The following is a 25,376-nucleotide window of genomic DNA, read 5'->3' on the forward strand; positions in this document are numbered from 1 at the left end:
CTCATTTTTAATGATATAATAAATTCCAAGAGGTGGAGAGCATGAAATATATTAATCAAGCAACTTTAAAACAAACCATTCGCGTTAGACCCGATAATAGCTTTAAGGGGACGTATGGTCACATTACCCTAGTGGGCGGGAACGCAAACTTTGGTGGCGCCATTATCATGGCCACCATGGCTGCCGTTTACTCTGGTGCGGGGCTCGTTACCACGTTAACTGATCCGGCCAACAAAACTAGCATTCACGCCCAACTTCCGGAGGCAATGGTCGCTGATTATCATAACGTAGACACATTGACGAGTTCAGTTCAAGGGGCCGATGTAATCGTAATTGGTTGCGGATTAGGGACGGATGCTGAAGCTCTTGCAGTCCTGAAAACCGTTTTTAAGACCGTTACGCCCGAGCAATTGCTAATTATTGATGGGTCTGCAATTACAATGGTGGCAACCGAGCACCTATCGTTGCCAGATGCCCGCATCATTTTGACCCCCCATCAAATCGAATGGCAACGCTTGTCTGGAATTAAATTGGCAGACCAAAGTGATGTCGCTAGGAATCAGACTGTTCGTGATCAATTAAACGCCATTGTGGTGCTAAAATCACACCGCACCCAGGTTTACACTAAGGATGACGTCTATGAAAATACCGCTGGGACCCCTGCCCAAGCTACTGGTGGGATGGGTGATACACTAGCTGGAATGGTGGGCGGCTTCGTTGCCCAATTCGCTAATAAGGAAAATGCGGTCGCTGCTGCAGTCTACGCCCATAGTGCGATTGCTGACCAACTAGCTCAAAATCAATACGTGGTATTACCGCACCAAATTATCCATCACATTCCACAGTTCATGAAGCAAAACGAAGCGGATAAATAATCAACAAGTCAAAAGAGCATTCACAATTTAAATTTGTGAATGCTCTTTTCAATTAATCACTATTTAATATGAAGCTGATTCCGAATTCGAGCAACCCGGGCCCCCACAATTTGATCAGCCAAGCGGGTCTTAAGCGTCGCGTAAATATACACGCCACCACCTAAAACAACTGCGATTGCAGTTACAACCCCACTGCCAATCGTGGAATGAATATCCATAAAGTGTCCCAGTCCCCAGTTAAATGCAAAGACACTGATCAATGCTGTTAAGTAGGTCAAAATCGAGAATAATAAAATCTGGTTCGTTCGTTTTACCACTAACCGATAACTAATGTGAAATTGCTTCGTCAATGAATTAAGAATCAATCCGTTAGTAACGATAAAGCCAATAGAAGTAGCCACTAACGGGCCAAAGGTGCCGAATAATGCAATCGCTGGAACCTGACAAATAATTTTAACGATCGTTCCAATAATGAAGTACTTCACCGCTAATTTATTTTGGTAAATTCCCTGCATAATGGCAGAAATAACGGTGAACAACCCTAGAATAATGGAAACGATCGAGTAAAATGAAAGCACATTCGCCGATAAGTGTCCGTAGCCGGTCCCGTTAAAGAGCCGGTTCAATGGCCCAGCAATTGCTGCCATCCCCAGTGCCGATGGAATCATAATAAATTCAAATAAAATCAATCCATTGATAATTTCACGTCTAATTCCATCGTGGTCGTTATTGGTATAGGCTCTGGAAAGTAGTGGTACCACCGTAATTGCTAGGGCAGAGGCGAGGGAAATGGTAATCATGACCAGCTTATTAGCATTCCCCGCATAAATAGCAAATAGCTTTTGTAACACTACTTCTGGATAATTACGGAACACCCGCATCAAGTCGAAGAACGTAAATTGATCAATTAATTGAAAAATCAACACCCCAGCACCCAAAATAATGAATGGAACGGCTTGTTGAATAATTTCTTTGTATAATTGAATCGTTTTAACCTCTAGTTGGTGATTACTATTAGCAACCAAGCTCCGGTAGTAGTGACGGCGCTTGAAATAGTAGTACCCGAGCACTAGTAATCCGGCTACCGCCCCCATAAAAGCTGCAAAGGTCGACTGTGAAACTGCTGTAATCCAATCTCCCTTAATGACCCCTAGATGCATAATCAAAAGCGCTGTTATCAACATGTATAAGACCCGGACCAATTGTTCGACGAACTGTGAAATTGCTGATGGGGCCATATCTTGATAACCTTGAAAGAACCCGCGGGTCAAACTCATGGTCGGAATGACTAAAATCGCCCAAGAAAGTGCCCGCATAACTGGAATTACGTTTGGATCACCATTATCCAATAGTGGTGCCGCAAAGTACAAAAGCAATGCGAATATAATCCCAGTACTAATCGATAGCAACAGCCCCCGCTTGTATAATTTAAAGCCGACCCCGTATTCATTTAAGGTGTTATAGTGCGCCACCTGTTTAGCCACCGCGGAAGGAATTCCAGCAATTGCTGCAATTAACAAGACTCCATACACATTGTATCCCTGCACGTATAGGGCGTTAGCTTGGAAGAAGAATCCAGCGAACCAGATGCGCCAGGGAATGATATAAACCGCCCCCAAGATTCGCGATAGAATGCTCCCACCGGTCATCCAAGCAGAGCCCTTGAGCATCGTTTCTTGCGAACCCTTATCAGTATCAGTTAATCCCTGAACCGCTTCTTCGCGTTGCGTCTCTTGCATTTTTATTCCTACTTTCTTACTCGATTTCTGGTTAAAAATTACATAACTTACTAATTTTAATCAAAAATCGAATTGATAGCAACAGGTTGTTTTTAATCAATACCATTCCTTAACCAAAAAAAGCCCACTAAAAAGTGGACTTTTAAAGGAGCTTCAATTAGTTTGCAACGATGTTAACAATTTTACCAGGGACTACAATCACCTTTCGAATCGTCTTCCCATCGGTAAATTCCTTCACTTTTGCGTCAGCTAATGCTTGTTTTTCAACTGCATCCTTAGATGCATCCTTAGATGCCTTGATGTGTGCACGAACCTTACCGTTAACTTGCACTACGATTTGGACCGTGTCTTCAACTAGCATGCTTTCATCATAGGTAGGCCATGATTCGTATGCAATTGATTCATCATGCCCACACTTACTCCACATTTCTTCTGCAATGTGGGGCGCAATTGGTGAAAGCATTTTAATAAAGCCTTCCACATACTTAAATGGTAAACTGTCGGCTTTGTAGGCTTCATTAATGAAGACCATCAATTGTGAAATAGCGACATTGAAACGCATCCGTTCCATATCATTAGTAACAATCTTAACGGTTTCATTGTAGACCTTATCCAGCTTCCCATCATCGATGGTCGTTACCCGATCACGAAGATGGTTATTATCATCTAAGAAGAGGCGCCATACCCGGTTCAACCAACGGTATGAACCCTTAATTCCTTCGGTACTCCATGGCTTTGCTTCGGTCAATGGACCCATAAACATTTCATAGAGTCTAAGGGTATCAGCACCGTATTCATTAACGATATCATCTGGGTTAATTACATTTCCCTTGGACTTGGACATCTTTTCGTGGTTGGTTCCTAAAATCATCCCTTGGTTAACTAACTTTTGGAATGGTTCCTTAGTCGGAACTACGCCCAAGTCATAAAGGACTTTATGCCAGAATCGAGCGTACAACAAGTGCAATACAGCATGTTCTGCACCACCGACGTAGAGGTCGACTGGTAGCCAGTAGTTCATCTTTTCAGAATCCGCAATTTGCTTATTATTATGTGGATCGATATAGCGAATGTAATACCATGAACTTCCAGCCCATTGTGGCATCGTATTGGTTTCACGTTTACCCTTCCGACCATTCTTATCCACCACATTGACCCAGTCAGAAACATTGGCTAGTGGGCTTTCACCGGTTCCGGATGGTTTTAGATTATCGGTATTTGGTAGTTTTAATGGTAACTCATCTTCAGGAACTAAAGTGGTTTCACCATCTTCCCAGTGGATAACTGGAATTGGTTCACCCCAATATCTTTGCCGGGAGAAAATCCAGTCACGGAGCCGGTAGTTAACCTTCTTATGGCCAGCATCGTGTTCAGTTAACCAATCAATTGCAGCAGCGATGGCGGTCTTTTTATCCATGCCATCCAAGAAGCCGGAATTAATGTGCTTTCCATCACCAGTGTAGGCTTCCTTAGCAACGTCACCACCCTCAATCACGGGTTTAATTGGTAAATCAAACTTAGTAGCAAATTCATAATCACGATCATCGTGAGCAGGAACCGCCATAATGGCACCGGTTCCGTATGAAATCAAGACATAATCACCAATCCAAATTGGAACTGCTTCACCGTTAATGGGGTTAATTCCATATGCTCCAGTAAAGACCCCACTCTTGTTTTTGTTCAAATCAGTTCTTTCCAAGTCGGACTTGGTCGAAACTTGCTTGCGGTAGTCTTCAACAGCTTGTTTTTGATCGGGCGTAGTAATTTCATCCACTAATTTATGTTCTGGTGCTAACACCATGTAGGTAGCTCCAAACAATGTATCCGGTCTGGTGGTAAAGACTTCAATCTTTTTATCTTCATGGTCCTTGACCTTAAAGTCAACACTAGCACCAACTGAACGGCCAATCCAATTCCGTTGTTGTTCCTTGATGCTTTCAGGCCAATCCAAATCATCCAAGTCATCGATCAAACGGTCGGCATATGCAGTAATCCGTAGGACCCATTGCCGCATTGGGACCCGGTAGACTGGGAAATCACCCCGTTCAGTCTTTCCGTTGATCACCTCTTCGTTGGCAACCACGGTTCCACCCATTAAATCAGGTGCCCAGTTAACTTCAATTTCGTCTTCGTAAGCCAGGCCCTTCTTATAGAGTTGTTCGAAAATCCATTGAGTCCACTTGTAATAGTCAGGATCAGTCGTGTTAATTTCGCGATCCCAATCATATGAAAATCCTAATGACTTAATTTGTTTTTTGAAGACCCCGATGTTTTCTTCGGTAAATTTACCAGGATGATGACCAGTCTTCATTGCATATTGTTCAGCTGGCAATCCAAATGCATCCCACCCCATTGGATGTAAAACATTTTTGCCCTTCATCCGTGCCATTCTGGCCATAATATCAGTTGCAGTATATCCTTCTGGATGCCCAACATGCAGGCCCTTCCCTGATGGATAAGGGAACATATCCAAAACATAGTACTTTTCTTTATCTTGATCTTCACCGGTTGCAAAAGTATGATGCTTATCCCAGTAACGTTGCCATTTCTTTTCCACATCTGTATGATCGTAAGGCATTTAAATTTCCTCCTCTTTCTTCCTAAACAACAAAAAACGCCCCATAGAAAAAGATTCTTCTATAGGGCGACTATTCCGCGGTACCACCTAAATTCTCCACCCATAACGGGTAAAGCACTTGGATCCTTAACGCGGAAAACGTTTTAATCTACTTAATATCTAGTTCAATTAAAAATCGATTGCGATGAGTTCACTGATTAACCATCTAAATTCGCACTAACCATTTAGTCTCTGAAAAGAATTAACGCAGCTAATATTTCGCTTCATTTAAGTTGTTTAATTTAATGTTATAATAGCAAAGTTATCCTATAAAAGCAAGTTAACATTTTATTATTTTATGAAGGGAAGCATTTAAAATTAAAATTAAATCAGCATTAGCTTATAGTCACACGCTATTACAATCAGTTGTCCAAGCTGGTGATGTCGTTGTTGATGCCACAGTTGGCAACGGACATGATACTGAATTTTTAGCAAATTTAGTGGGGCCTTCCGGGCGGGTATACGGATTTGACGTCCAACAACTAGCCATCGACAATACCACCGCCCGCCTAAAAAATAGTAACCTTTTAAGCCGGGTCCGGTTATTTCATCAGGGCCATGAACAAATTGAGCAAGTTCTTGCCAAGGATGTTCAAATCAAGGGGGCCATGTTTAACTTAGGGTACCTCCCAGGTGGCGACCACCAAATGATTACAAATGGGGCCACTACAATTAAAGCAATTAAAGCATGCCTAACCCGCCTGACGCCATCCGGAATTATCGGAATCGTTTTATACTATGGCCACCCCGGCGGATTGACTGAAAAAAACGCCGTGATGAAATTTGCTAACCAACTACCCCAAAAACAATTCACGGTGTTACAGTATCAATTCATCAACCAAGTCAATGAACCCCCCATTTTATTAGCAATTCAAAAAAGATGAAGCATTTAACTATGCTACATCTTTTTTGCGATAGAAAACATTAATAATCAAAGCTAATCCTACAATGATGAATCCCACTAGAAAAACGTTGTGTAAAGCATTATATAAAATGTCCTTTAGATTTGGAATTAACTTTGCCGGAAGGGTTTCAGCAGCCTCTGGGTTCATTAATTTATTGATCATCTTAACGGAAGTCCCAGATACTTGAAGGGTCCCCACTCGTAATGAAGTATTCATAAAAATACCGAAAATAACGATAAACATCGTTTGCCCTAATGTGCGACAAAGGACGTTGAACGAAGTCGCTGCGCCCACGTTTTCATCCTTCACCTTATCTTGAATTACTACCGTTGGATTCGTCGTTGCAATTCCAAAGCCCAGACCACAAACCGAAGCCACTAACACTAATCGGTTAAATGAAGCTGTTTGGGGCATCATTATAAAGCCAATTGCGCCCGCTAACACCAGGCAAATGCCGACCGTTGTGACATCTCGTGAATGTAATCTTATGATTAACCATCCTGAAATAATCGATCCTCCAAACCATAAAATCGAACTAGGGGTAATCGCTAGTCCCGCCATTGAGGCCTTCATGCCCATTAACCCCTGAATCCAGTTTGGCACGTAGACTTCAATACACATCACAAAGCCACTAATAAAAAAGGTGACTAGATTTTGGGCAACGAATGAGCGATGCCTAAACATGCCCATTGGAATAATCGGTTCAGGAAATGAATGTTCATGCCTAATAAATAAAATAAAACTAACGAACAGGGCTACGAACCAAAATGCAATCCTTGATAGCCTTACCTGACGATCGCCAATCAATTGAATCATAAACATAATTGATAATATAATCACAACTAAATACACAATACCTAAATAATCAATATTAGCATGTTTACGTTCCGAATCTGATTCGAGTGCAAGCATGATCATGCCCATAATAATTAAGCCAATTGGCACGTTCAGAAAAAATATCCAACGCCAATTAAAAGTATCAACGATAAAACCACCAAATAGTGGTGCAATAACTGCTGAAATCCCCCATGCAGCACCATTCAATCCAATCACCTTAGACCGTTTAGCAAACGGATATATGTCAGCAATGATTGCGTATGCTACCGGTAGGATCACCCCTGCACCGATTCCTTGAATTGCACGCCAGATAATTAAACTAGGCATACTAGTGGCCAAACCAGATAACAGGGATCCAATCGTAAAAACCCCTAATCCAGACATTAGCACTCGTTTTCGGCCAATTTGGTCAGATAATTTTCCATATATGGGGGTGGCAATCGAACTGGTCAATAAATAAATGGAAAACACCCAGTTCATCAATGAAACCCCTTTTAACTCACCAACAATTGTGGGCATCGCAGTTGAAACAATCGTTCCTTCAATTGCACTTAAAAAGGTTCCCATAAACAATGCAATTGTAACAATTAACCGATTTGTTTCATTATTATCTAAGTTGTTCATACCTTCACCTATCTTGATAATAAAAAACCAACCTAATTTAAACTAAACCAGGTGGTTTTATATTAACTATTTATTTAATAACTTTTTTAATTCAGCAACCTTATCGGTATGTTCCCATGGTAGGTCCACATCGGTCCGGCCAAAATGGCCATAAGCTGCAGTGGGTTCATAAATTGGTCGTTTTAAATCAAGCATTTTAATAATTCCAGCGGGTCTCAAATCAAAGGTCTTTCTGACCGCCGCAGTTAAGTCAGCTTCCGAAATATCACTGGTGCCATAAGTATCAATTGAAATTGATACTGGTTCAGCAACCCCAATTGCATAGGCTAATTGAATTTCAACTTTGTGAGCTAATCCAGCTGCAACAATGTTTTTAGCAATGTATCTAGCTGCATAACTAGCGGAGCGGTCCACCTTAGTCGCATCCTTACCAGAAAATGCACCACCACCATGGTGAGCGGCACCTCCATAAGTATCAACAATTACCTTTCGACCGGTTAATCCAGCATCTCCTTGGGGACCCCCAATTACGAACCGACCGGTAGGATTGATAAAATACTTAGTCTTGTCATCTAATAGTGATTCCGGGATTACAGCCTTAACCACCTTAGAGATAATATCGGTTCTAATTTGATCTAAGCTAACTTCGGGACTGTGTTGGGTACTAATTACAACGGTATCAACCCGCAGTGGCTTGTCATTATCATCATATTCAACTGTTACTTCGGCCTTAGCATCAGGTCTGAGGTATGAAATCGTACCATTTTTTCGCAGTTCAGCAGTCTTACGCATTAATTTATGACTAAGTGAAATTGGTAAGGGCATCAATTCGGGTGTTTCATCAATTGCATACCCAAACATAATTCCCTGATCACCCGCTCCAATCTTACTTAAGACATCTTCATCTGAGCCTTCACGACTTTCAAGAGCGTCATCAACCCCTTGGGCAATATCTGGTGATTGTTCGTCAATTGCCACCATTACAGCACAGGTATCAGCATCAAAACCTAACGAGCTGTTTGTATACCCAATCCGTCTGATGGTATCTCTAACCACCTTTTGGATATTAACGTACGCAGTGGTAGAAATTTCACCAAATACTAACACTAATCCAGTCGTAACTGAAGTTTCACAAGCAACCCGGGCGTCGGGATCCTTGGTCAACATTGCATCTAAAATTGCATCACTAATTTGATCTGCAATTTTATCTGGATGGCCTTCGGAAACGGATTCCGAGGTAAATAAATGTTTCTCTCTCATAATATAATAATTCCCCCTAAATATTTTGGTTACAAGGCAGCTTCACAAAAGTGAATCCTATCGGGAATAGACTCATAACTATATCAGAGTATCACAAATATAATTGGAATAAAAGTGATGATTCACTAATTACATTAAATTTAATCAACTAATCAATATCAAAACACAAAAAAGAGACATCAATTAAATTGATGTCTCTTTTACACGATACCGGAGGTGGGGTTCGAACCCACACGATCTAAACGATCACTGGATTTTGAGTCCAGCGCGTCTGCCAATTCCGCCACTCCGGCAAAACATAAAGGCGGTAACCGGATTTGAACCGGTGATAAAGGTTTTGCAGACCTCTGCCTTACCACTTGGCTATACCGCCATCTCAAACTATTTAATGAAAGTTATTAACATGGGATAAGCCAGTTGGCCAAATTACTTTGACCTAAGGGCGGTATGTGGGAATCGAACCCACGCGTGTCGGATCCACAAACCGATGTGTTAACCACTTCACCAATACCGCCATAGCATTAAAAACAGGGATAGTAGGAATCGAACCCACATCAACGGTTTTGGAGACCGGTATTCTGCCTTTGAACTATATCCCTAAAATATGGAGGGGAGTGGATTCGAACCACCGAACCCGAAGGAGCGGATTTACAGTCCGCCGCGTTTAGCCAGACTTCGCTACCCCTCCGTAAATGGCGCGGGACAGAATCGAACTGCCGACACACGGAGCTTCAATCCGTTGCTCTACCAACTGAGCTACCGAGCCAAAAAATTGCTAGGGTGAATATTTAATTTTGAATTAATCAAAAACGGTCCGTACGAGACTCGAACTCGTGATCTCCGCCGTGACAGGGCGGCGTCATAACCAACTGGACCAACGGACCATCTTTATAATTATAATAATCATCAGTAATTTAGTATTACCAATGACCCGTACGGGATTCGAACCCATGTTACTGCCGTGAAAGGGCAGTGTCTTAACCACTTGACCAACGGGTCATAAATAATATTATGGAGAGTGAGGGATTCGAACCCTCGAAACAGGCTTTAACCCGTTTACATCATTTCCAATGATGCTCCTTCGGCCTCTCGGACAACTCTCCAAAAACTCCGGCAGGCGGGCTCGAACCGTCGACAACCTGATTAACAGTCAGGTGCTCTACCAACTGAGCTATGCCGGAATAATTGCGTGGCAACGTCCTATCCTCGCAGGGGGCGATCCCCCAACTACTTTTGGCGTGCGAAAGCTTAACTACTGTGTTCGGCATGGGAACAGGTGTATCCTTTCGGCCATCATCACCACACAAATTTAACTGTGAGAACTTCGTTCTCTCAAAACTAGATAATATTTTATTTTTCCGTGAGAACAACCTTACTTGGTTAAGTCCTCAACCAATTAGTACTAGTCCGCTCCATGCATCACTGCACTTCCACTTCTAGCCTATCTACCTGATCATCTTTCAGGGGTCTTACTTCCATAAAGGAATGGGAAATCTCATCTCGAGGTGGGTTTCACACTTAGATGCTTTCAGCGTTTATCTCATCCATACATAGCTACCCAGCGATGCGCCTGGCGGCACAACTGGTACACCAGCGGTATGTCCACTCCGGTCCTCTCGTACTAAGAGCAGCTCCTCTCAAATTTCCTACGCCCGCGACGGATAGGGACCGAACTGTCTCACGACGTTCTGAACCCAGCTCGCGTACCGCTTTAATGGGCGAACAGCCCAACCCTTGGGACCAACTACAGCCCCAGGATGCGATGAGCCGACATCGAGGTGCCAAACCTCCCCGTCGATGTGAACTCTTGGGGGAGATAAGCCTGTTATCCCCAGGGTAGCTTTTATCCGTTGAGCGATGGCCCTTCCATACGGTACCACCGGATCACTAAGCCCGACTTTCGTCCCTGCTCGACCTGTAGGTCTCGCAGTCAAGCTCCCTTCTGCCTTTACACTCGTCGAATGATTTCCAACCATTCTGAGGGAACCTTTGGGCGCCTCCGTTACTGTTTGGGAGGCGACCGCCCCAGTCAAACTGCCAACCAGACACTGTCTCCCACCACGATTAGTGGTGCGGGTTAGAGTGTTCATACAGCGAGGGTAGTATCCCACCAATGCCTCCATCGAGACTAGCGTCCCGACTTCTATGGCTCCTACCTATCCTGTACAAGCTATACAAACACCCAATATCAAGTTACAGTAAAGCTCCATGGGGTCTTTCCGTCCTGTCGCGGGTAACCTGCTTCTTCACAGGTATCTCAATTTCACCGAGTCTCTCGTTGAGACAGTGCTCAGATCGTTACGCCTTTCGTGCGGGTCGGAACTTACCCGACAAGGAATTTCGCTACCTTAGGACCGTTATAGTTACGGCCGCCGTTTACTGGGGCTTCGTTTCTGGGCTTCGCCGAAGCTAACTCATCCACTTAACCTTCCAGCACCGGGCAGGCGTCAGCCCCTATACTTCATCTTACGATTTTGCAGAAACCTGTGTTTTTGATAAACAGTCGCCTGAGCTTTTTCACTGCGGCTGCACATAGTGCAGCACCCCTTCTCCCGAAGTTACGGGGTCATTTTGCCGAGTTCCTTAACGAGAGTTCACTCGCTCACCTTAGGATACTCTCCTCGACTACCTGTGTCGGTTTGCGGTACGGGTAGTTAACTACTAACTAGAAACTTTTCTCGGTAGTGTGACGTCAACGACTTCCCTACTAAATTTCGGTCCTCATCACACCTTGTCAACCCGGGATTAAGCATTTGACTCAACCCCTGACTTAGTGCTTGAACATTCATATCCAACAGAATGCTTCGTTTAGCCTCCTACGTCCTTCCATCGGTCAAACATAGTTAACTAGTACAGGAATCTCAACCTGTTATCCATCGCCTACGCCTCTCGGCCTCGGCTTAGGTCCCGACTAACCCTGGGAGGACGAGCCTTCCCCAGGAAACCTTAGTCATATGGTGGATCAGATTCTCACTGATCTTTCGCTACTCATACCGGCATTCTCACTTCTAAGCGCTCCACCAGTCCTTACGGTCTGACTTCATTGCCCTTAGAACGCTCTCCTATCACGTAACAAAGTTACGTCCACAATCTCGGTAATATGCTTAGCCCCGGTAAATTTTCGGCGCAGGATCACTCGACTAGTGAGCTATTACGCACTCTTTAAATGGTGGCTGCTTCTGAGCCAACATCCTAGTTGTCTATGCAACTCCACATCCTTTTCCACTCAGCATATATTTAGGGACCTTAATTGGTGGTCTGGGCTGTTCCCCTTTCGACGGTGGATCTTATCACTCATCGTCTGACTCCTGGATATAAATCAATGGCATTCGGAGTTTATCTGAATTCAGTAACCCAAGACGGGCCCCTCATCCAAACAGTGCTCTACCTCCATGATTCTAAACTCCAAGGCTAACCCTAAAGCTATTTCGGAGAGAACCAGCTATCTCCAAGTTCGTTTGGAATTTCACCGCTACCCACACCTCATCCCAGCACTTTTCAACGTACACGGGTTCGGCCCTCCGGTGTGTTTTACCACACTTTCAGCCTGGACATGGGTAGATCACCTGGTTTCGGGTCTATCACAACATACTCGAACGCCCTATTCAGACTCGCTTTCGCTACGGCTCCGACTTTTCATCTTAACCTTGCATGTTATCATAACTCGCCGGTTCATTCTGCAAGAGGCACGCTATCACCCATTAACGGGCTCTAACTGCTTGTAGGCACATGGTTTCAGGAACTATTTCACTCCCCTTCCGGGGTGCTTTTCACCTTTCCCTCACGGTACTGGTTCACTATCGGTCACTAGGGAGTATTTAGCCTTGGGAGATGGTCCTCCCGGATTCCGGCAATGTTTCACGTGTATTGCCGTACTCAGGATCCTGAACTGAGGGAATTAGATTTCGTCTACAGGGCTATCACCTTGTGTCGCAGAACTTCCCAGATCTTTCGACTATCTAATTCTTTGGTAACTCAAATGTTCAGTCCTACAACCCCACCGAGTAAACTCGATGGTTTGGGCTGTTCCCCGTTCGCTCGCCGCTACTGAGGGAATCGAATTTTCTTTCTCTTCCTGTGGGTACTTAGATGTTTCAGTTCCCCACGTCTGCCTTTTGATGAGTATGAATTCGTCATCAAATAATAATCGATCAAGATTATTGGGTTTCCCCATTCGGAAATCTCCGGATCAAAGCTTACGTACAGCTCCCCGAAGCATATCGGCGTTAGTCCCGTCCTTCATCGGCTCCTAGTACCAAGGCATCCACCATGCGCCCTTAATAACTTAACCTATTACCACGAAGTGGTATTTGGTTAATTGAGTAAATACGAATAAACTATTTAAAAAACTCAAAATAACGCGGTGTTCTCGGTTGAAATTGTATTTAATACAATTCAATAATTTGGAAAAATTAAAATATTATCTAGTTTTCAAAGAACCAAGTTTGAGAGTAGACCTCTCAAAACTAAACAAAACTATGACTGTGCAAGGTTCCGAATTATTCCTTAGAAAGGAGGTGATCCAGCCGCAGGTTCTCCTACGGCTACCTTGTTACGACTTCACCCTAATCATCAGTCCTACCTTAGGCGGCTTGCTCCTCAAAAGAGGTTACTGCACCGACTTTGGGTATTACTAACTCTCATGGTGTGACGGGCGGTGTGTACAAGACCCGGGAACGTATTCACCGTGGCATGCTGATCCACGATTACTAGTGATTCCAACTTCATGCAGGCGAGTTGCAGCCTGCAATCCGAACTGAGAACGGCTTTAAGAGATTAGCTTGACCTCGCGGTTTCGCGACTCGTTGTACCGTCCATTGTAGCACGTGTGTAGCCCAGGCCATAAGGGGCATGATGATTTGACGTCGTCCCCACCTTCCTCCGGTTTGTCACCGGCAGTCTCACTAGAGTGCCCAACTGAATGCTGGCAACTAATAATAGGGGTTGCGCTCGTTGCGGGACTTAACCCAACATCTCACGACACGAGCTGACGACAACCATGCACCACCTGTCATCCTGTCCCCGAAGGGAACGGCTAATCTCTTAGCTTTGCAGGAGATGTCAAGGCCTGGTAAGGTTCTTCGCGTAGCATCGAATTAAACCACATGCTCCACCACTTGTGCGGGTCCCCGTCAATTCCTTTGAGTTTCAACCTTGCGGTCGTACTCCCCAGGCGGAATGCTTAATGCGTTAGCTGCGGCACTAAAGGGCGGAAACCCTCTAACACCTAGCATTCATCGTTTACGGCATGGACTACCAGGGTATCTAATCCTGTTTGCTACCCATGCTTTCGAGCCTCAGCGTCAGTTACAGACCAGACAGCCGCCTTCGCCACTGGTGTTCTTCCATATATCTACGCATTTCACCGCTACACATGGAGTTCCACTGTCCTCTTCTGCACTCAAGTTTCCCAGTTTCCGATGCACTTCTTCGGTTAAGCCGAAGGCTTTCACATCAGACTTAAAAAACCGCCTGCGCTCGCTTTACGCCCAATAAATCCGGACAACGTTTGCCACCTACGTATTACCGCGGCTGCTGGCACGTAGTTAGCCGTGACTTTCTGGTTAAATACCGTCACGATGTGATCATTTCCTATCACACCCGTTCTTCTTTAACAACAGAGTTTTACGAGCCGAAACCCTTCTTCACTCACGCGGCGTTGCTCCATCAGACTTGCGTCCATTGTGGAAGATTCCCTACTGCTGCCTCCCGTAGGAGTATGGGCCGTGTCTCAGTCCCATTGTGGCCGATTACCCTCTCAGGTCGGCTACGTATCATTGCCTTGGTAGGCCATTACCCCACCAACAAGCTAATACGCCGCAGGTCCATCCTAAAGTGATGCAAACGCATCTTTTAAACAAAAGCCATGCGGCTTTTGTTGTTATGCGGTATTAGCACTTGTTTCCAAATGTTATCCCCCGCTTTAGGGCAAGTTACCTACGTGTTACTCACCAGTTCGCCACTCACTTCGATGTTAAGTCAAGTTAATGCAAGCATCAACTATCATTAACGGAAGTTCGTTCGACTTGCATGTATTAGGCACGCCGCCAACGTTCGTCCTGAGCCAGGATCAAACTCTCATCTTATGATGAAAAGCTTAACGTTAGCTCTTCTTAATTTGTTACTTTAAAGCGAATTGACTTCGCATAAGTTTTTTGTACTTCATAATTAAATATGAAGTTCCTTACACATTTTTGTCATAATTTTGTTCAGTTTTCAAAGATCTACCAGTTAGTAACAAATATTTAATTTGAAATTAACTATTTAATACTATCACAATCAAGCAATTAATGTCAACACTTTTTTAATTAGTGATAACTAACTGCGAATGTCTTAAATGACAACAAAAAATATCTTACCAAGATTGACGATTTAAGTCAACCTTTTTATTCAGAAATTTTAATTTGATTAATTAAAACGTCATCCCTGGGACTATCAGCAGCATCAACTGGAACTGTAGCAATCTGATCCACTACATTCATCCCGCTAACCACTTGACCAAAAACAGTATGTCTAAAATCAAGCCATGGAGTCCCACCAAGCTGTTTATAAGCAGTAATAATTTCGCTAGGAAAATTAGCTTCTTTTAGCTGGTTTAATATTTCAGGATTGGTTTTTTTATTTTGAACAATAAAGAATTGACTTCCATTGGTATTGGGACCAGCATTCGCCATTGAAACAGCACCACGCAAATTATACAGTTGATCAGAAAATTCATCCTCAAATGGATGGTGCCAAATGCTTTCGCCACCATTACCAGTGCCGGTAGGATCACCAGTTTGAATCATAAAGTCATTAATAACACGATGAAAATTACAATGATCGTAATAATTAGCATTAGCTAATTCAATAAAGTTTTTAACAGTATTAGGTGCTTGATCTGGAAAAAGTTTAATTTTAATATCGCCCTTATCAGTTACGATGGTTGCATAGGGGCCATTTTCCTTATCAGTTTCTAATTGTGGGTACTTAATCATATTAGTCCTCCTAATTATTAAACAATCCGTTGACAATCTAATAACCATTATCCATGGTTTAAAAGATAAAATCAATTGGTATCCCTTTATTTTTTTATAAATTGATTATCAAAATCAAATTTCATCAATCCTTTTCTGATAAAATGAACTTAACAATTTATGAGGGGCGAACATTTTGACACAACTAATCGATTTTACATTGAATATTGATAAACACATTATTAACATCGTCAATACATTTGGTGATTGGACCTACTTAATTTTATTCTTAGTCATTCTAGTTGAAACCGGAGCAGTAATCCTACCATTCCTTCCTGGGGACTCGCTGTTATTTGCGGCAGCAGCCCTATCAGCTAACGCTAGTTATTCATTAAATATCTGGATATTCATCATTATCTTTTTGATCGCATCAATTACCGGTGATTCAGTTAATTTCTTAATCGGTAAAAAAGTGGGCAGCCGGTTACTGGAAGCAAAATGGGTACAAAGAATCATTAAGCCAGAACACATTGAAAAAACTAACCAGTTTTTTAATAAGCATGGTGCAGCAGCCATCTTTCTTGCCAGATTCATGCCAATCATCCGAACGCTAATTCCGTTTGTAGCCGCCACCGGAAAGATGAGTTATAAACAGTTCTTCACCCATAACGTGCCAGCTTGCTTTACATGGGTATTTATCTGTTGTGGAGCCGGATTCTTTTTCGGAAACATTCCATTCATCCAAGCACATTTTTCAGCGGTAATCATTGGAATTATTTTAGTTTCATTAATTCCGGCAATCGTTGGCCTAATTAGAGAAAAAATAAATAACTAAAAAAGCTACCTGTTGCGGTAGCTTTTTTAGTTATTTAAATTCCGTTTACTAAGCCAGAACAATAGTCCGTTCATAATCATTACTAACATTACAACCACGGTGAAGGATTGAATAAAAAAGGCCTCAGGCAATGCCTTAATAATGGGATCAACATTCGGATTAAAAATCCAATCCTGATTCCTGAACAAGATTTGATTAAACCAAATAAAGCTTTTTTGAAAATTCACTAAAGCCATGGTGACTAACGATGCCATCAATATCATTATCACCCTAAGCGGAACTAACAATCGCCAACCCTGTCTTTGTTTAAATAATCGAATCAGTGGCAACGTCAAAATCAATCCTGAAAATAACGTAAACGCATGGTTGAATAAAATCAGATTCTTAACATCTTTAAAATGCTGCAGTCCATCGAGTGATGACTTAAAAGATTGAAATTGCAATCGATCATTAAATGGATTCTGGAGATAATTTATAATCCTTAAGTAATCATCCATAATTGCATTTGCATTTACCCCAGTCGAACGAACCAGGTGCATCCAGTGAATATCTAGCCAATATAACGGAGTAAAATTAATCACGAATCCAATCGATAGACTTAAAATCAATAGTTCCAACCAAAAGCAAAGCAGATAATCACGCCAACTACTAATCATCTACTTGCCATTCATCAAGTGAATCAATTTGCCAAGTGGGTTTAATCTGCTTTTGTGCAATTTGTTCCTTAGTAGATACTCCCGTATAAACTAACAGCGTGTCAATGCCAAAGTTAATTCCAGCAGAAATATCAGTCATGTAATTATCACCGACCATTACCACCTGGTCCTTATTCAAACCAATGATTTTAAGTGCGTTGGCTAAAATAACGGCCTTAGGCTTTCCAATTAGTGTTGGCTCCACCTGGGTTGCATATCTAACTAAATCAACTAACGAACCAGCACCTGGTAACATCCCCCGTTCATTTGGAATATTAGTATCGGGGTTGGTCCCAATGAACTTCGCACCGTGTTGAATTGCAAGCGTTGCGATGCAAAACTTTTCGTAGGTTACCTCAGTATCCAGACCCACTACCACATAGTCTGGGTTATCAGAAGTGATTTCAAATCCACGGTTTGTTAATGCATCCACCAGCCCGGTTTCACCAATAACATATGCCCTTCGATGGTCAGCATCCGCATCATCATTCATGAAGTCAGCAGTCGCTAACCCAGCCGTATAGACATTAGACTCATTAACGTGAATATCATGATTATTAGCTAAGTTAGCGACCACATCATTAGGTAGTTTGGTCGTGTTATTAGTTACGAATAAAAAGGGCACGTTAGCAGCTTGCAATCTTTCTATGAAGCGCTTTGCTGCTGGAATGCGTTTTTTCCCCGCGTAGATGGTTCCATCTAGATCAATAAAATAGCCCTGATAATGTTTCATAAATTAAATCAATTCCCCTTTATTTTTGCTTTTGTCTAATCTTGAAGTGGCGCTTTCCCGTTCCCTTGGACTCGGTAATCACGGTTGCGTTCCGTTTGGCAATCGGTGGTTTCCTTCTGGTGATTTTTTCTTCCACAAAGGCATTCTTCGCCCGATTATTTTTTCGAGAGCGACTCCGTTTGTTAGTGACTGCGCGCCCAGTTCGATTTGTTTTGCGTCGAACTGGCTTTACCGGCTTGGCCTCTAAATTATGCAGGATAAAATAAGGGGCCCCAAAGTTACAGTATTCAACTAAAAAGTCCCCCACTGCACCAATTCTAGTCGCTGGGTTAACGTTTTTGTCATCAGCATAAAATCCGGTCAACCGCAATTGCCCATAGCCAATGTCTCCCAAAATATAATCATACTTGCTAAAAATGGTGTTATAGGCTGCACGTAAAGCTTCAAGGTCAAATGCTTCCCCCTCGTTTGCGACCAACTGGTATTGATATCCATTAATTTTAAAACTAGTTTCGTCCGTTTGATTAATCTGGGCTAGTGGCTTTCTTTGGGCCCGCTTTGCTTCGTAAGCCTCTTCAATCTCATTTCGATCCACACTACTCCTCCGTTCTATTTATTAATCAGGGGAAATTGTTTTGCTAAGTAATCGCTAAAGACATCGCGTAGTGGTTGATCATAGTACATATGATTTTTGCCAGCAATTGCAACCGTTGGAAAAAATGGAATAAACAAGTAGTGATCCAATAATGCTATTTCATACCACTCTTCATTCTTAACCACCTGTCCATCAAATTTTACAACGTCAGTTTTAGCATCGTATTCAATTCCCGCTGTTTCTATTTTACCAAAAATTTCACCACGAAAACCCATTCCCTTTTGTGGAAATCGACTTAAGAACCGCTTGTTTTTTTCAATTTCTCTAACCAACCGCCACAGATTGTAACCATTTAAGGTCGTTTTCATTACGTGCATCGAGTGTGGCAATAATTTATGAATTTGATTTTTATCAATCGGCCCAGCTGGTAGATCAGTTAAAAAGAGCCCGGCATTGATTACTGCAGCCTTGGTTCCAGCCTTTTGTTTCATTGCTGACAACCCAATTTGAGTTAATTCACCACCGTTAATCCAGTCCTTTGTCATTCGATGGTCAATTTTAGCAACCTTGCGGCTAGCTAGGAGGGCTTCGCCTTCCGATTCATAACCATCGATTTCGGCTTGATCACCTGCTAGTGCTGGTAAATCCGCAGTCTTAACAACTGATTCTGATTTATTAATCACTTGATGATTATCATTAAGGGTTAACTTGGTCGTCCCAACATAGTGTCCCCATTTTTGACACCCGGTCAAAAGGACATTATTATCTAACTCACCATTTTCCAATAAATGATGGGTATGGGAACCAAAAATAACATCGAATTCAGGATATTTAGCTGCATTGGCACGGTCAGACCCGATTCCTAAATGGGATAACATGAATAATACATCGTATTCACCACGGTGCTGTTTGAGTAACTTGGGAATCGCTAATTGATCATTAATCGGATTCCAGCCCACAAGCGGGTAGGTTAATATGTATGGAGCTGTGAACCCCATCATCATTATCCGGGTCCCCATTTTGGTCGTAATTTGCTTCGTTGGCTGGGCCCATTTTGGTTGTTCACCCGTTGTTAGTTCTTTGAGATTACCCAATACTACATCAAAATTAGCATCGTCATAAAGATGTTCCATTTGTGAATGGGTATTTGTCAACCCCTCATTGTTTCCAATCGTAACCGCATCGTATTTGACTTCGTTCATTAATCGGACGTTCGCTTGTCCATTAGTGGCCTCAGTCAATGGATGGGCTCGATCAACGGCATCGCCAATATCAAAAACGAAGACTTGGTATCCATCAGCCTCTAATTTAGCCCGTTGATTATTAATATAGCGTCTAATCTTAGGCCAATTTTCAAAATGTGAATGCATATCATTTGTGTGTAAAATTGCTAATTTCTCTGTCACAATAACCATCCCTTCTAGTGCCGTTTAGCAAAGTCAATTGCCTTTCCTTCAATTATCGTTTCAATCTCCGCCTCGGAAAGGGGGGTGCCAAACGGTAAATTACCATCTAAGTAATCTAATTCTGGACTATCAATTCCCACGTTAATGTTTTCCTTGATTGGGACTGAATAATGATGAATGTGCCCGTGTAAATTAATGATTTGGTGGACAATTCCTAACATCATCGGATAATGCGTTAAGTAGTATTGACGATGGTCGAATTTAAGTAGGACCCCCCACATCATTAAATTGAAATTTGGGTTTGCCATTCACTTGATAGTTATTCTTCTCCAAAAACTTAAAGAAATCACGACTATCATGATTACCCTTGATCAAAATTAAATTCCCATTTAACTGATTTAACACTTCCAGAATTTGCCGGTAGGCCTCCTTAGCCGGTTTGATGAAGTAAAGTGCAATATCACCAAGATGATAAACTACATCGGTGGGCTTAACCCGTGCGTTCCAGTTATCAATGATGGTTTGATTCATTTCATCAACATCCTTAAACGGCCGTGGTGCAAAGCTATTCATCCCTAAAAGATCCTTATGGAAGAAATGGGTATCTGAAGTAAAATATTTCATCTAATCACCTTCGTACTAATCATTATATTACATCATTTTCATCTTTATCAAAAAAAACTACTTTCTAGTTTTAGAAAGTAGTTTTTGAGGTTAGTTATTTCGCTTGCGACCAAGTTCATAAACAATGTAAATTACAATTAACCATCCGATTGAACCAATCAATGCAACTAATGTATCGAATTCAAATAGTAGGACAATGGCAACCATCCCTAAGAACGCTAATACAAAGTAATCTGAAGCTGGAAACAACGGTGTTTTAAATTCTAATTCAGATTCACGACCACTAGCTTTCACTTGTTTGCGGTACTTAATGTGGGTAATCACAATCGCACCCCAGATAAATATAAAACAAGTCGTAGCCACACTAGCAATAAACGTGAAAACCCCCTTAGGAATTACAATGTTCAAGATTACAGCAATTGCAATCACCAAGGTAGACGCTAAGATTGCGTTACTAGGCACCTTATTTTTAGATAGACGGTGCATCCGTTTGCTAAATTGATTGGATTCACGACCAGTTAGTGAGTAAAGCATTCGACCGGTCGTAAAGATCGCACTATTACATGCTGATGCTGCAGCAGTCAATACCACAAAGTTAATAATGGCTGCAGCAGAGGTAATTCCAATGTTTTTAAATACCTGTACGAACGGGCTGGAATCCTGACTGATATCATTCCAAGGATAGATCACCATTAATGCTAAAAGCGATCCAATGTAGAATAGCAAGATTCTGGTCGGCACCGAATTAATACTCTTTGGAATCACTTTTTCGGGATCTTTAGTTTCAGATGCGGTCATCCCAATCATCTCAATTCCAACGAAACTAAAGATAACCATTTGAAATGATAGGAAAAAGCCCTTCGCACCGTTAGCAAAAAACTTTCCATTGGTTAAGTTATTCAAACTAACGGGCCCCACTGAAGTTTGATAGTGCATTAATAGCAATACCACTCCGACTACAATCAATGCAATGATGGCAACTACCTTGATAATTGCGAACCAAAACTCAGTTTCTCCGAATGCCGAGACCGTGATTGAATTCAAAAAGAATAAAATGATCAAAATCAGTAGTGCTGGTAACCATTGCGGTAACGATGGGAACCAAAATTTCATATATAACCCTGCAGCAGTGATTTCTGCCATTGCAATGGCGATCCATGAGATCCAATAGGTCCAACCGGCAATAAATCCCCACCTGGCTCCCAGATACTTATCAATAAAATCAATGTATGAAGTACTATCCGGATTAGACATCAGTAGTTCCCCCAACGCACGCATTAGGAAGAAACAAGCAATTCCTGCAATTATGTATGCAAGTAAAATTGATGGTCCAGCAAAGTGAATCGACTGCCCGGCTCCTAAAAACAATCCGGTTCCAATCGTTCCCCCGAGCGCAATTAACTGGACGTGGCGCTCCTTTAATTCCTTGGACATTTGTTCATCATTTTGTCCCATTATTCACACCCCTTAATGAGCACATTATACATAGAATTAGGAACTTTCCATAGTAGTGGCCCACAATTTAAAAATCAGTAAACGAGTGTAAGTATCGTTATATCAATTAAAATTCACTTTATAATATTTTAAATGAAAATAATTCATTTTTAGTTGAAATAAAAATGGACACTCAATTTAAGAGGCCCATTTTAGCTGATTATTTAATAATGATGATTATTGGTGATCCTTTAATCGTTCAACATCTCGAACAATCATTAATTCTTCATTAGTAGGAATTAACAAGGTCTTAACCTTAGCATCATCGGTACTAATATCACGTTCTTCACCACGAATATCATTCTTCTTAGGATCAACTGCAATTCCGAAGTAGCCTAATTCATCAGTTACTTCTTGTCTAATCATAATATCATTTTCACCAACACCAGCAGTGAATACAATTGCGTCAACACCATTCATTTCAGCAATGTATTGGCCAATGTAGCGAATAATCCGGTTTTTATACATTTCTCTAGAAAGGTAAGCCCGGTGGTTCTTAGCTTGAACGCCTTCGATTTCACGCATATCAGCTGAAACCCCTGATACCCCTAGTAAACCAGATTGGTTATTTAAAATCTTAATCATGTCACTTAGTTTATCAATGCCTTCTTTTTCCATCACGTATGAAAGAACGGAAGGATCAACATCCCCAGAACGTGTTGCCATCATTACCCCGGTCAATGGAGTGAAGCCCATTGAAGTATCAAATGACTTACCGCCCTTAACCGCACACATTGAAGCACCGGCTCCAATATGCATGATAACTAACTTAAGGTCTTCGACTGGCTTACCAAGCATGGCAGCAGCCCGTCCAGAAACGTACCGGTAACTAGTTCCATGGGCCCCATACTTACGAGCACCATATTTTTCATAGTATTCATAAGGAATTCCATAAACATAGTTCTTTTCAGGAATGGAAGTGTGGAATGAAGTATCAAATACCGCCACACTAATAACGTTTGGTAAAATCTTCTTAAATGCCTTAATTCCTAGGATATTAGCAGGTTCGTGAAGTGGTGCTAGTTCTGATAGGTCTTCTAATTTTTGGAGAACTTCATCAGTGATTACTACTGAATCCTTAAATTCTTCACCACCAGCAACTACCCGATGGCCAACCCCAGTAATTTCATTGTAGTCGCTAATAATGTCCAAACTAAGTAGCTTGTCCAATACCAATTTAATTGCTTCTTCATGGTCTTTAACATCTAAAGTATCCTTATATTTCTTACCATCACCGTACTTAATTGATACGGTGGAATCTGGCATCCCGATTCTTGCGATGTCCCCGCTAGAAATAAGTTTTTCTGATGGCATTTCGAATAACTTGTACTTTAGAGTTGAACTACCAGCATTAATTGCAATTGATTTTCCCATAATTATTCTCCTTAAAAATATTATTATGAATTAGCTAATAAATCCTTTTGCTCCCAATCAACAATTTCTGCAATAAATTTTTGAAATGCAGCTTGATCCTTGAAGGAAGGAAATTCACCAATCATGATTTTATTAACTTGCTTTGCACCATTTCCATGACGTTGTAAGATCATAATTGCCTTTTGGGTCGCAGCATTTGCGAATAATTCCTTTGGCAAATTTAGCATTCCTTGGAGGTATGCATCATCTTGCATCCACTTTAATAGTGATTTTGACTCTTTAGTTTGAAATAAATTACTAGGAACCAAGAACACCCCAAATCCACCGGGCTTAACATGGTTCATTCCCTGCTCAATTAAGAGGTGGTGGGCATATGAGTGCCCCGTTTCAGAATGGGTCACATAGTTTTTAGCGTTTTCATCAATTGGGTAAAAGCCAACCGGTAAATCTGAAACTACTAAGTCTACGTTATTGACCAAAATGTTATTGATGGAATCTTGATGGATTAATTCTACTGGTAATTTTTGCATTTCAGCGCTAATTCCCGCAATGGAAAGCATTGAATCATCGTTATCAATTCCGATTCCATGCACAGTTGCGTGTAATTCGGATGATAACTGATGCATTATGGCCATCAATAGATTCCCGCTACCGACCGCTAAGTCCAAAATTTCAATTTCAGGCTGGGATTTAAAAATCCGGGTAAGCAAATAGCCAATAATGAATGCAATCGTGTCGGGAGTCAACTGGTGGTTAGATTGAATCTTATCCTGAGTGATGGCCTTAATCAATACCATCTGGATGGCCTTTCGAACATCCTTAGATGCCATGTCTGAATAATCAACCTGTGAATAAAGGGTTTTAAGTTGCTTAACTACCTCATCCCTCGGCTGTCCATTTTCCACATGAACATTATCATTATCTAACAGATTATTCCCATTTTCAATAAATGCATCTAGATAAGAACAATTTAATGCTTTTTGCAATAATTCAGTGGATTGATCCAATACCTTAAAAAGAGTCTCAGTATCTTTTCTGACCAGTATTCTCACCCTCCTTAAGTTAATGATTAAACAATCATTCATAATAATATTACCAGAAAATTATTGATAAATTCAAGATTGACCACCATTAAATTATTTTTGCTGATTTTTGAGCGTCGCACCACGTTCTTGATAATCACGAATAATGGAATGATTGGTCCTAATTTCGGCATTCATTGCCGTAATTTGAAATAGTAGGAGCGTAGTTAATAATAATAATACCATAGTTGCAATTAACGTCATTGAAGCCCTTCTCATTAATGATTACCCCGTTTTTAATAGTGATTTAGCTTTGAAAACATCCCCATTTTGCATGATTACCCGCGTCATTAAAACGTCGCGATGGTAGTGCCATTCAACATAATCGACCCCATCAATCAACGGAACGTAACCCCCATGCGTAGTCGTCATCCTAATGCTATCGTTAGCAAGTGAAATAATGTATTGTTTATCAGCAGTTTTAAGCACTAATCGATCACTTCGATGCTCAACGTATTTAAACCGATATTCCTTCGATTCAATCATTCTTAAATATAGATGAAATGCCGTTAAATGATTATCATGCTGGCGCCTAGTAACTACGTAACTAAATAAAATCCCACATAATAAAATGACCATTGCAACAACCATTAGCGAAATGATACTTTCGACGATCGTAAATCCATTTCGATTCCTAACGGATTTCAAGAATGCTTTTTTCATATTGATTTCGACTTTGCTCCATCTGAATTCGACTATTAATTAGTCTTGTATTGACGGTTTGA

17 protein-coding genes, 10 tRNA genes, 3 rRNA genes, 1 pseudogene, 1 riboswitch and 1 other annotated feature are annotated in these 25,376 nt (G+C 41.6%); of the genes and pseudogenes, 3 read left to right on the forward strand and 28 right to left on the reverse strand.

The window, feature by feature from the left end:
• The first annotated feature begins 41 nt into the window (after nt 1–41).
• A complete protein-coding gene (locus MOO44_RS07720; RefSeq protein WP_260116557.1) occupies nt 42–875 on the forward strand; it encodes an NAD(P)H-hydrate dehydratase in 834 nt (277 codons plus the stop codon).
• Nucleotides 876–934: 59 nt separating this feature from the next.
• Here the strand turns inward: MOO44_RS07720 and MOO44_RS07725 are convergent, their stop codons facing one another.
• Both MOO44_RS07725 and leuS read right to left on the reverse strand, forming a co-directional pair.
• Nucleotides 935–2,614, reverse strand: coding sequence for a putative polysaccharide biosynthesis protein (locus tag MOO44_RS07725; protein WP_260116558.1), 1,680 nt, complete (start codon nt 2,612–2,614; stop codon nt 935–937).
• A 157-nt stretch (nt 2,615–2,771) separates the two neighbouring features.
• Nucleotides 2,772–5,192: a leucine--tRNA ligase gene (gene leuS / locus MOO44_RS07730; RefSeq protein WP_260116559.1), complete on the reverse strand. Its 2,421-nt coding sequence runs from the start codon at nt 5,190–5,192 to the stop codon at nt 2,772–2,774.
• Nucleotides 5,193–5,251: 59 nt separating this feature from the next.
• Nucleotides 5,252–5,468: a binding site (T-box leader), on the reverse strand.
• An 86-nt stretch (nt 5,469–5,554) separates the two neighbouring features.
• On the opposite strand from leuS, the gene mnmM reads away from it, so the two are divergent.
• Nucleotides 5,555–6,115 (forward strand): tRNA 5-(aminomethyl)-2-thiouridylate-methyltransferase MnmM, encoded by a 561-nt coding sequence (gene mnmM, locus MOO44_RS07735; RefSeq protein ID WP_341482928.1) that lies wholly within the window; start codon nt 5,555–5,557, stop codon nt 6,113–6,115.
• A 9-nt stretch (nt 6,116–6,124) separates the two neighbouring features.
• On the opposite strand, the gene MOO44_RS07740 is transcribed toward mnmM, so the two are convergent.
• The 16 genes from MOO44_RS07740 to MOO44_RS07815 form a co-directional block, all read right to left on the reverse strand.
• Nucleotides 6,125–7,597: an MDR family MFS transporter gene (locus tag MOO44_RS07740; protein ID WP_260116560.1), complete on the reverse strand. Its 1,473-nt coding sequence runs from the start codon at nt 7,595–7,597 to the stop codon at nt 6,125–6,127.
• Nucleotides 7,598–7,663: 66 nt separating this feature from the next.
• Nucleotides 7,664–8,857, reverse strand: coding sequence for a methionine adenosyltransferase (gene metK / locus MOO44_RS07745; RefSeq protein ID WP_260116561.1), 1,194 nt, complete (start codon nt 8,855–8,857; stop codon nt 7,664–7,666).
• Nucleotides 8,858–8,940, reverse strand: a riboswitch (SMK box riboswitch).
• Between the two features lie 125 nt (nt 8,941–9,065).
• A tRNA-Leu gene (locus tag MOO44_RS07750) sits at nt 9,066–9,150 on the reverse strand.
• A gap of 9 nt (nt 9,151–9,159) precedes the next feature.
• A tRNA-Cys gene (locus MOO44_RS07755) sits at nt 9,160–9,230 on the reverse strand.
• 68 nt (nt 9,231–9,298) lie between these two features.
• Nucleotides 9,299–9,371, reverse strand: a tRNA-His gene (locus MOO44_RS07760).
• A 14-nt stretch (nt 9,372–9,385) separates the two neighbouring features.
• A tRNA-Trp gene (locus tag MOO44_RS07765) sits at nt 9,386–9,456 on the reverse strand.
• 6 nt (nt 9,457–9,462) lie between these two features.
• Nucleotides 9,463–9,545: transfer RNA gene (locus tag MOO44_RS07770), tRNA-Tyr, on the reverse strand.
• A gap of 5 nt (nt 9,546–9,550) precedes the next feature.
• Nucleotides 9,551–9,623 (reverse strand) — tRNA-Phe (locus tag MOO44_RS07775).
• A gap of 44 nt (nt 9,624–9,667) precedes the next feature.
• Nucleotides 9,668–9,741 (reverse strand) — tRNA-Asp (locus MOO44_RS07780).
• A 43-nt stretch (nt 9,742–9,784) separates the two neighbouring features.
• Nucleotides 9,785–9,856: transfer RNA gene (locus MOO44_RS07785), tRNA-Glu, on the reverse strand.
• Between the two features lie 13 nt (nt 9,857–9,869).
• Nucleotides 9,870–9,960 (reverse strand) — tRNA-Ser (locus tag MOO44_RS07790).
• A 5-nt stretch (nt 9,961–9,965) separates the two neighbouring features.
• Nucleotides 9,966–10,038: transfer RNA gene (locus tag MOO44_RS07795), tRNA-Asn, on the reverse strand.
• 6 nt (nt 10,039–10,044) lie between these two features.
• Nucleotides 10,045–10,161: ribosomal RNA gene (rrf, locus tag MOO44_RS07800) — 5S ribosomal RNA — on the reverse strand.
• A 72-nt stretch (nt 10,162–10,233) separates the two neighbouring features.
• A 23S ribosomal RNA gene (locus tag MOO44_RS07805) occupies nt 10,234–13,148 on the reverse strand.
• Between the two features lie 219 nt (nt 13,149–13,367).
• Nucleotides 13,368–14,943: ribosomal RNA gene (locus tag MOO44_RS07810) — 16S ribosomal RNA — on the reverse strand.
• Together the 16S, 23S and 5S rRNA genes with 10 tRNA genes alongside form the textbook arrangement of a ribosomal RNA operon.
• 300 nt (nt 14,944–15,243) lie before the next feature.
• Nucleotides 15,244–15,834: a peptidylprolyl isomerase gene (locus tag MOO44_RS07815; protein ID WP_260116562.1), complete on the reverse strand. Its 591-nt coding sequence runs from the start codon at nt 15,832–15,834 to the stop codon at nt 15,244–15,246.
• Nucleotides 15,835–16,009: 175 nt separating this feature from the next.
• Between MOO44_RS07815 and MOO44_RS07820 the strand changes: the two genes are divergently transcribed.
• On the forward strand, nt 16,010–16,648 hold the full coding sequence (locus MOO44_RS07820) for a VTT domain-containing protein (protein WP_260116563.1): 639 nt from the start codon (nt 16,010–16,012) through the stop codon (nt 16,646–16,648).
• A gap of 26 nt (nt 16,649–16,674) precedes the next feature.
• Here the strand turns inward: MOO44_RS07820 and MOO44_RS07825 are convergent, their stop codons facing one another.
• From MOO44_RS07825 to MOO44_RS07870, 10 genes and pseudogenes are all read right to left on the reverse strand, one after another.
• The gene (locus tag MOO44_RS07825; protein WP_260116564.1) at nt 16,675–17,304 is read right to left on the reverse strand and encodes a TIGR01906 family membrane protein; all 630 of its coding nucleotides are present in this window, start codon (nt 17,302–17,304) and stop codon (nt 16,675–16,677) included.
• The gene (locus tag MOO44_RS07830) at nt 17,297–18,076 is read right to left on the reverse strand and encodes a TIGR01457 family HAD-type hydrolase (protein WP_260116565.1); all 780 of its coding nucleotides are present in this window, start codon (nt 18,074–18,076) and stop codon (nt 17,297–17,299) included. Before MOO44_RS07830 ends, MOO44_RS07825 begins: the two co-directional genes overlap by 8 nt.
• Before the next feature lie 19 nt (nt 18,077–18,095).
• Nucleotides 18,096–18,671, reverse strand: a complete 576-nt coding sequence (locus tag MOO44_RS07835; protein WP_260116566.1) for a YutD family protein — start codon at nt 18,669–18,671, stop codon at nt 18,096–18,098.
• A 14-nt stretch (nt 18,672–18,685) separates the two neighbouring features.
• Nucleotides 18,686–20,086, reverse strand: a complete 1,401-nt coding sequence (locus MOO44_RS07840) for a bifunctional metallophosphatase/5'-nucleotidase (protein WP_260116567.1) — start codon at nt 20,084–20,086, stop codon at nt 18,686–18,688.
• A gap of 5 nt (nt 20,087–20,091) precedes the next feature.
• Nucleotides 20,092–20,701, reverse strand: a pseudogene (locus MOO44_RS07845) (metallophosphatase).
• A 90-nt stretch (nt 20,702–20,791) separates the two neighbouring features.
• A complete protein-coding gene (locus MOO44_RS07850) occupies nt 20,792–22,156 on the reverse strand; it encodes an amino acid permease (RefSeq protein ID WP_260116568.1) in 1,365 nt (454 codons plus the stop codon).
• Between the two features lie 216 nt (nt 22,157–22,372).
• On the reverse strand, nt 22,373–23,569 hold the full coding sequence (locus MOO44_RS07855; RefSeq protein ID WP_260116569.1) for an acetate/propionate family kinase: 1,197 nt from the start codon (nt 23,567–23,569) through the stop codon (nt 22,373–22,375).
• A 23-nt stretch (nt 23,570–23,592) separates the two neighbouring features.
• Nucleotides 23,593–24,654 (reverse strand): class I SAM-dependent methyltransferase, encoded by a 1,062-nt coding sequence (locus MOO44_RS07860; protein ID WP_260116570.1) that lies wholly within the window; start codon nt 24,652–24,654, stop codon nt 23,593–23,595.
• 51 nt (nt 24,655–24,705) lie between these two features.
• The gene (locus MOO44_RS07865; RefSeq protein ID WP_260116571.1) at nt 24,706–24,855 is read right to left on the reverse strand and encodes a hypothetical protein; all 150 of its coding nucleotides are present in this window, start codon (nt 24,853–24,855) and stop codon (nt 24,706–24,708) included.
• A gap of 21 nt (nt 24,856–24,876) precedes the next feature.
• A complete protein-coding gene (locus MOO44_RS07870; protein WP_260116572.1) occupies nt 24,877–25,314 on the reverse strand; it encodes a ComGF family competence protein in 438 nt (145 codons plus the stop codon).
• Between the last annotated feature and the right edge of the window lie 62 nt (nt 25,315–25,376).

The organism is Nicoliella spurrieriana (genome assembly GCF_023380205.1).
In the GTDB taxonomy this organism is placed as follows: Bacteria; Bacillota; Bacilli; order Lactobacillales; family Lactobacillaceae; genus Nicoliella; species Nicoliella spurrieriana.

What these genes read in the sequence shown, in the direction of transcription:
- MOO44_RS07855 (WP_260116569.1), bottom strand. Translation starts at nt 23,569, where the DNA reads ATGGGAAAATCAATTGCAATTAATGCTGGTAGTTCAACTCTAAAGTAC.
- leuS (WP_260116559.1), bottom strand. Translation starts at nt 5,192, where the DNA reads ATGCCTTACGATCATACAGATGTGGAAAAGAAATGGCAACGTTACTGG.
- MOO44_RS07720 (WP_260116557.1), top strand. Translation starts at nt 42, where the DNA reads ATGAAATATATTAATCAAGCAACTTTAAAACAAACCATTCGCGTTAGA.
- MOO44_RS07725 (WP_260116558.1), bottom strand. Translation starts at nt 2,614, where the DNA reads ATGCAAGAGACGCAACGCGAAGAAGCGGTTCAGGGATTAACTGATACT.
- MOO44_RS07840 (WP_260116567.1), bottom strand. Translation starts at nt 20,086, where the DNA reads ATGGTTATTGTGACAGAGAAATTAGCAATTTTACACACAAATGATATG.
- MOO44_RS07815 (WP_260116562.1), bottom strand. Translation starts at nt 15,834, where the DNA reads ATGATTAAGTACCCACAATTAGAAACTGATAAGGAAAATGGCCCCTAT.
- metK (WP_260116561.1), bottom strand. Translation starts at nt 8,857, where the DNA reads ATGAGAGAGAAACATTTATTTACCTCGGAATCCGTTTCCGAAGGCCAT.
- MOO44_RS07850 (WP_260116568.1), bottom strand. Translation starts at nt 22,156, where the DNA reads ATGGGACAAAATGATGAACAAATGTCCAAGGAATTAAAGGAGCGCCAC.
- MOO44_RS07830 (WP_260116565.1), bottom strand. Translation starts at nt 18,076, where the DNA reads ATGAAACATTATCAGGGCTATTTTATTGATCTAGATGGAACCATCTAC.
- MOO44_RS07860 (WP_260116570.1), bottom strand. Translation starts at nt 24,654, where the DNA reads ATGAATGATTGTTTAATCATTAACTTAAGGAGGGTGAGAATACTGGTC.
- MOO44_RS07870 (WP_260116572.1), bottom strand. Translation starts at nt 25,314, where the DNA reads ATGAAAAAAGCATTCTTGAAATCCGTTAGGAATCGAAATGGATTTACG.
- MOO44_RS07865 (WP_260116571.1), bottom strand. Translation starts at nt 24,855, where the DNA reads ATGACGTTAATTGCAACTATGGTATTATTATTATTAACTACGCTCCTA.
- MOO44_RS07825 (WP_260116564.1), bottom strand. Translation starts at nt 17,304, where the DNA reads ATGATTAGTAGTTGGCGTGATTATCTGCTTTGCTTTTGGTTGGAACTA.
- MOO44_RS07740 (WP_260116560.1), bottom strand. Translation starts at nt 7,597, where the DNA reads ATGAACAACTTAGATAATAATGAAACAAATCGGTTAATTGTTACAATT.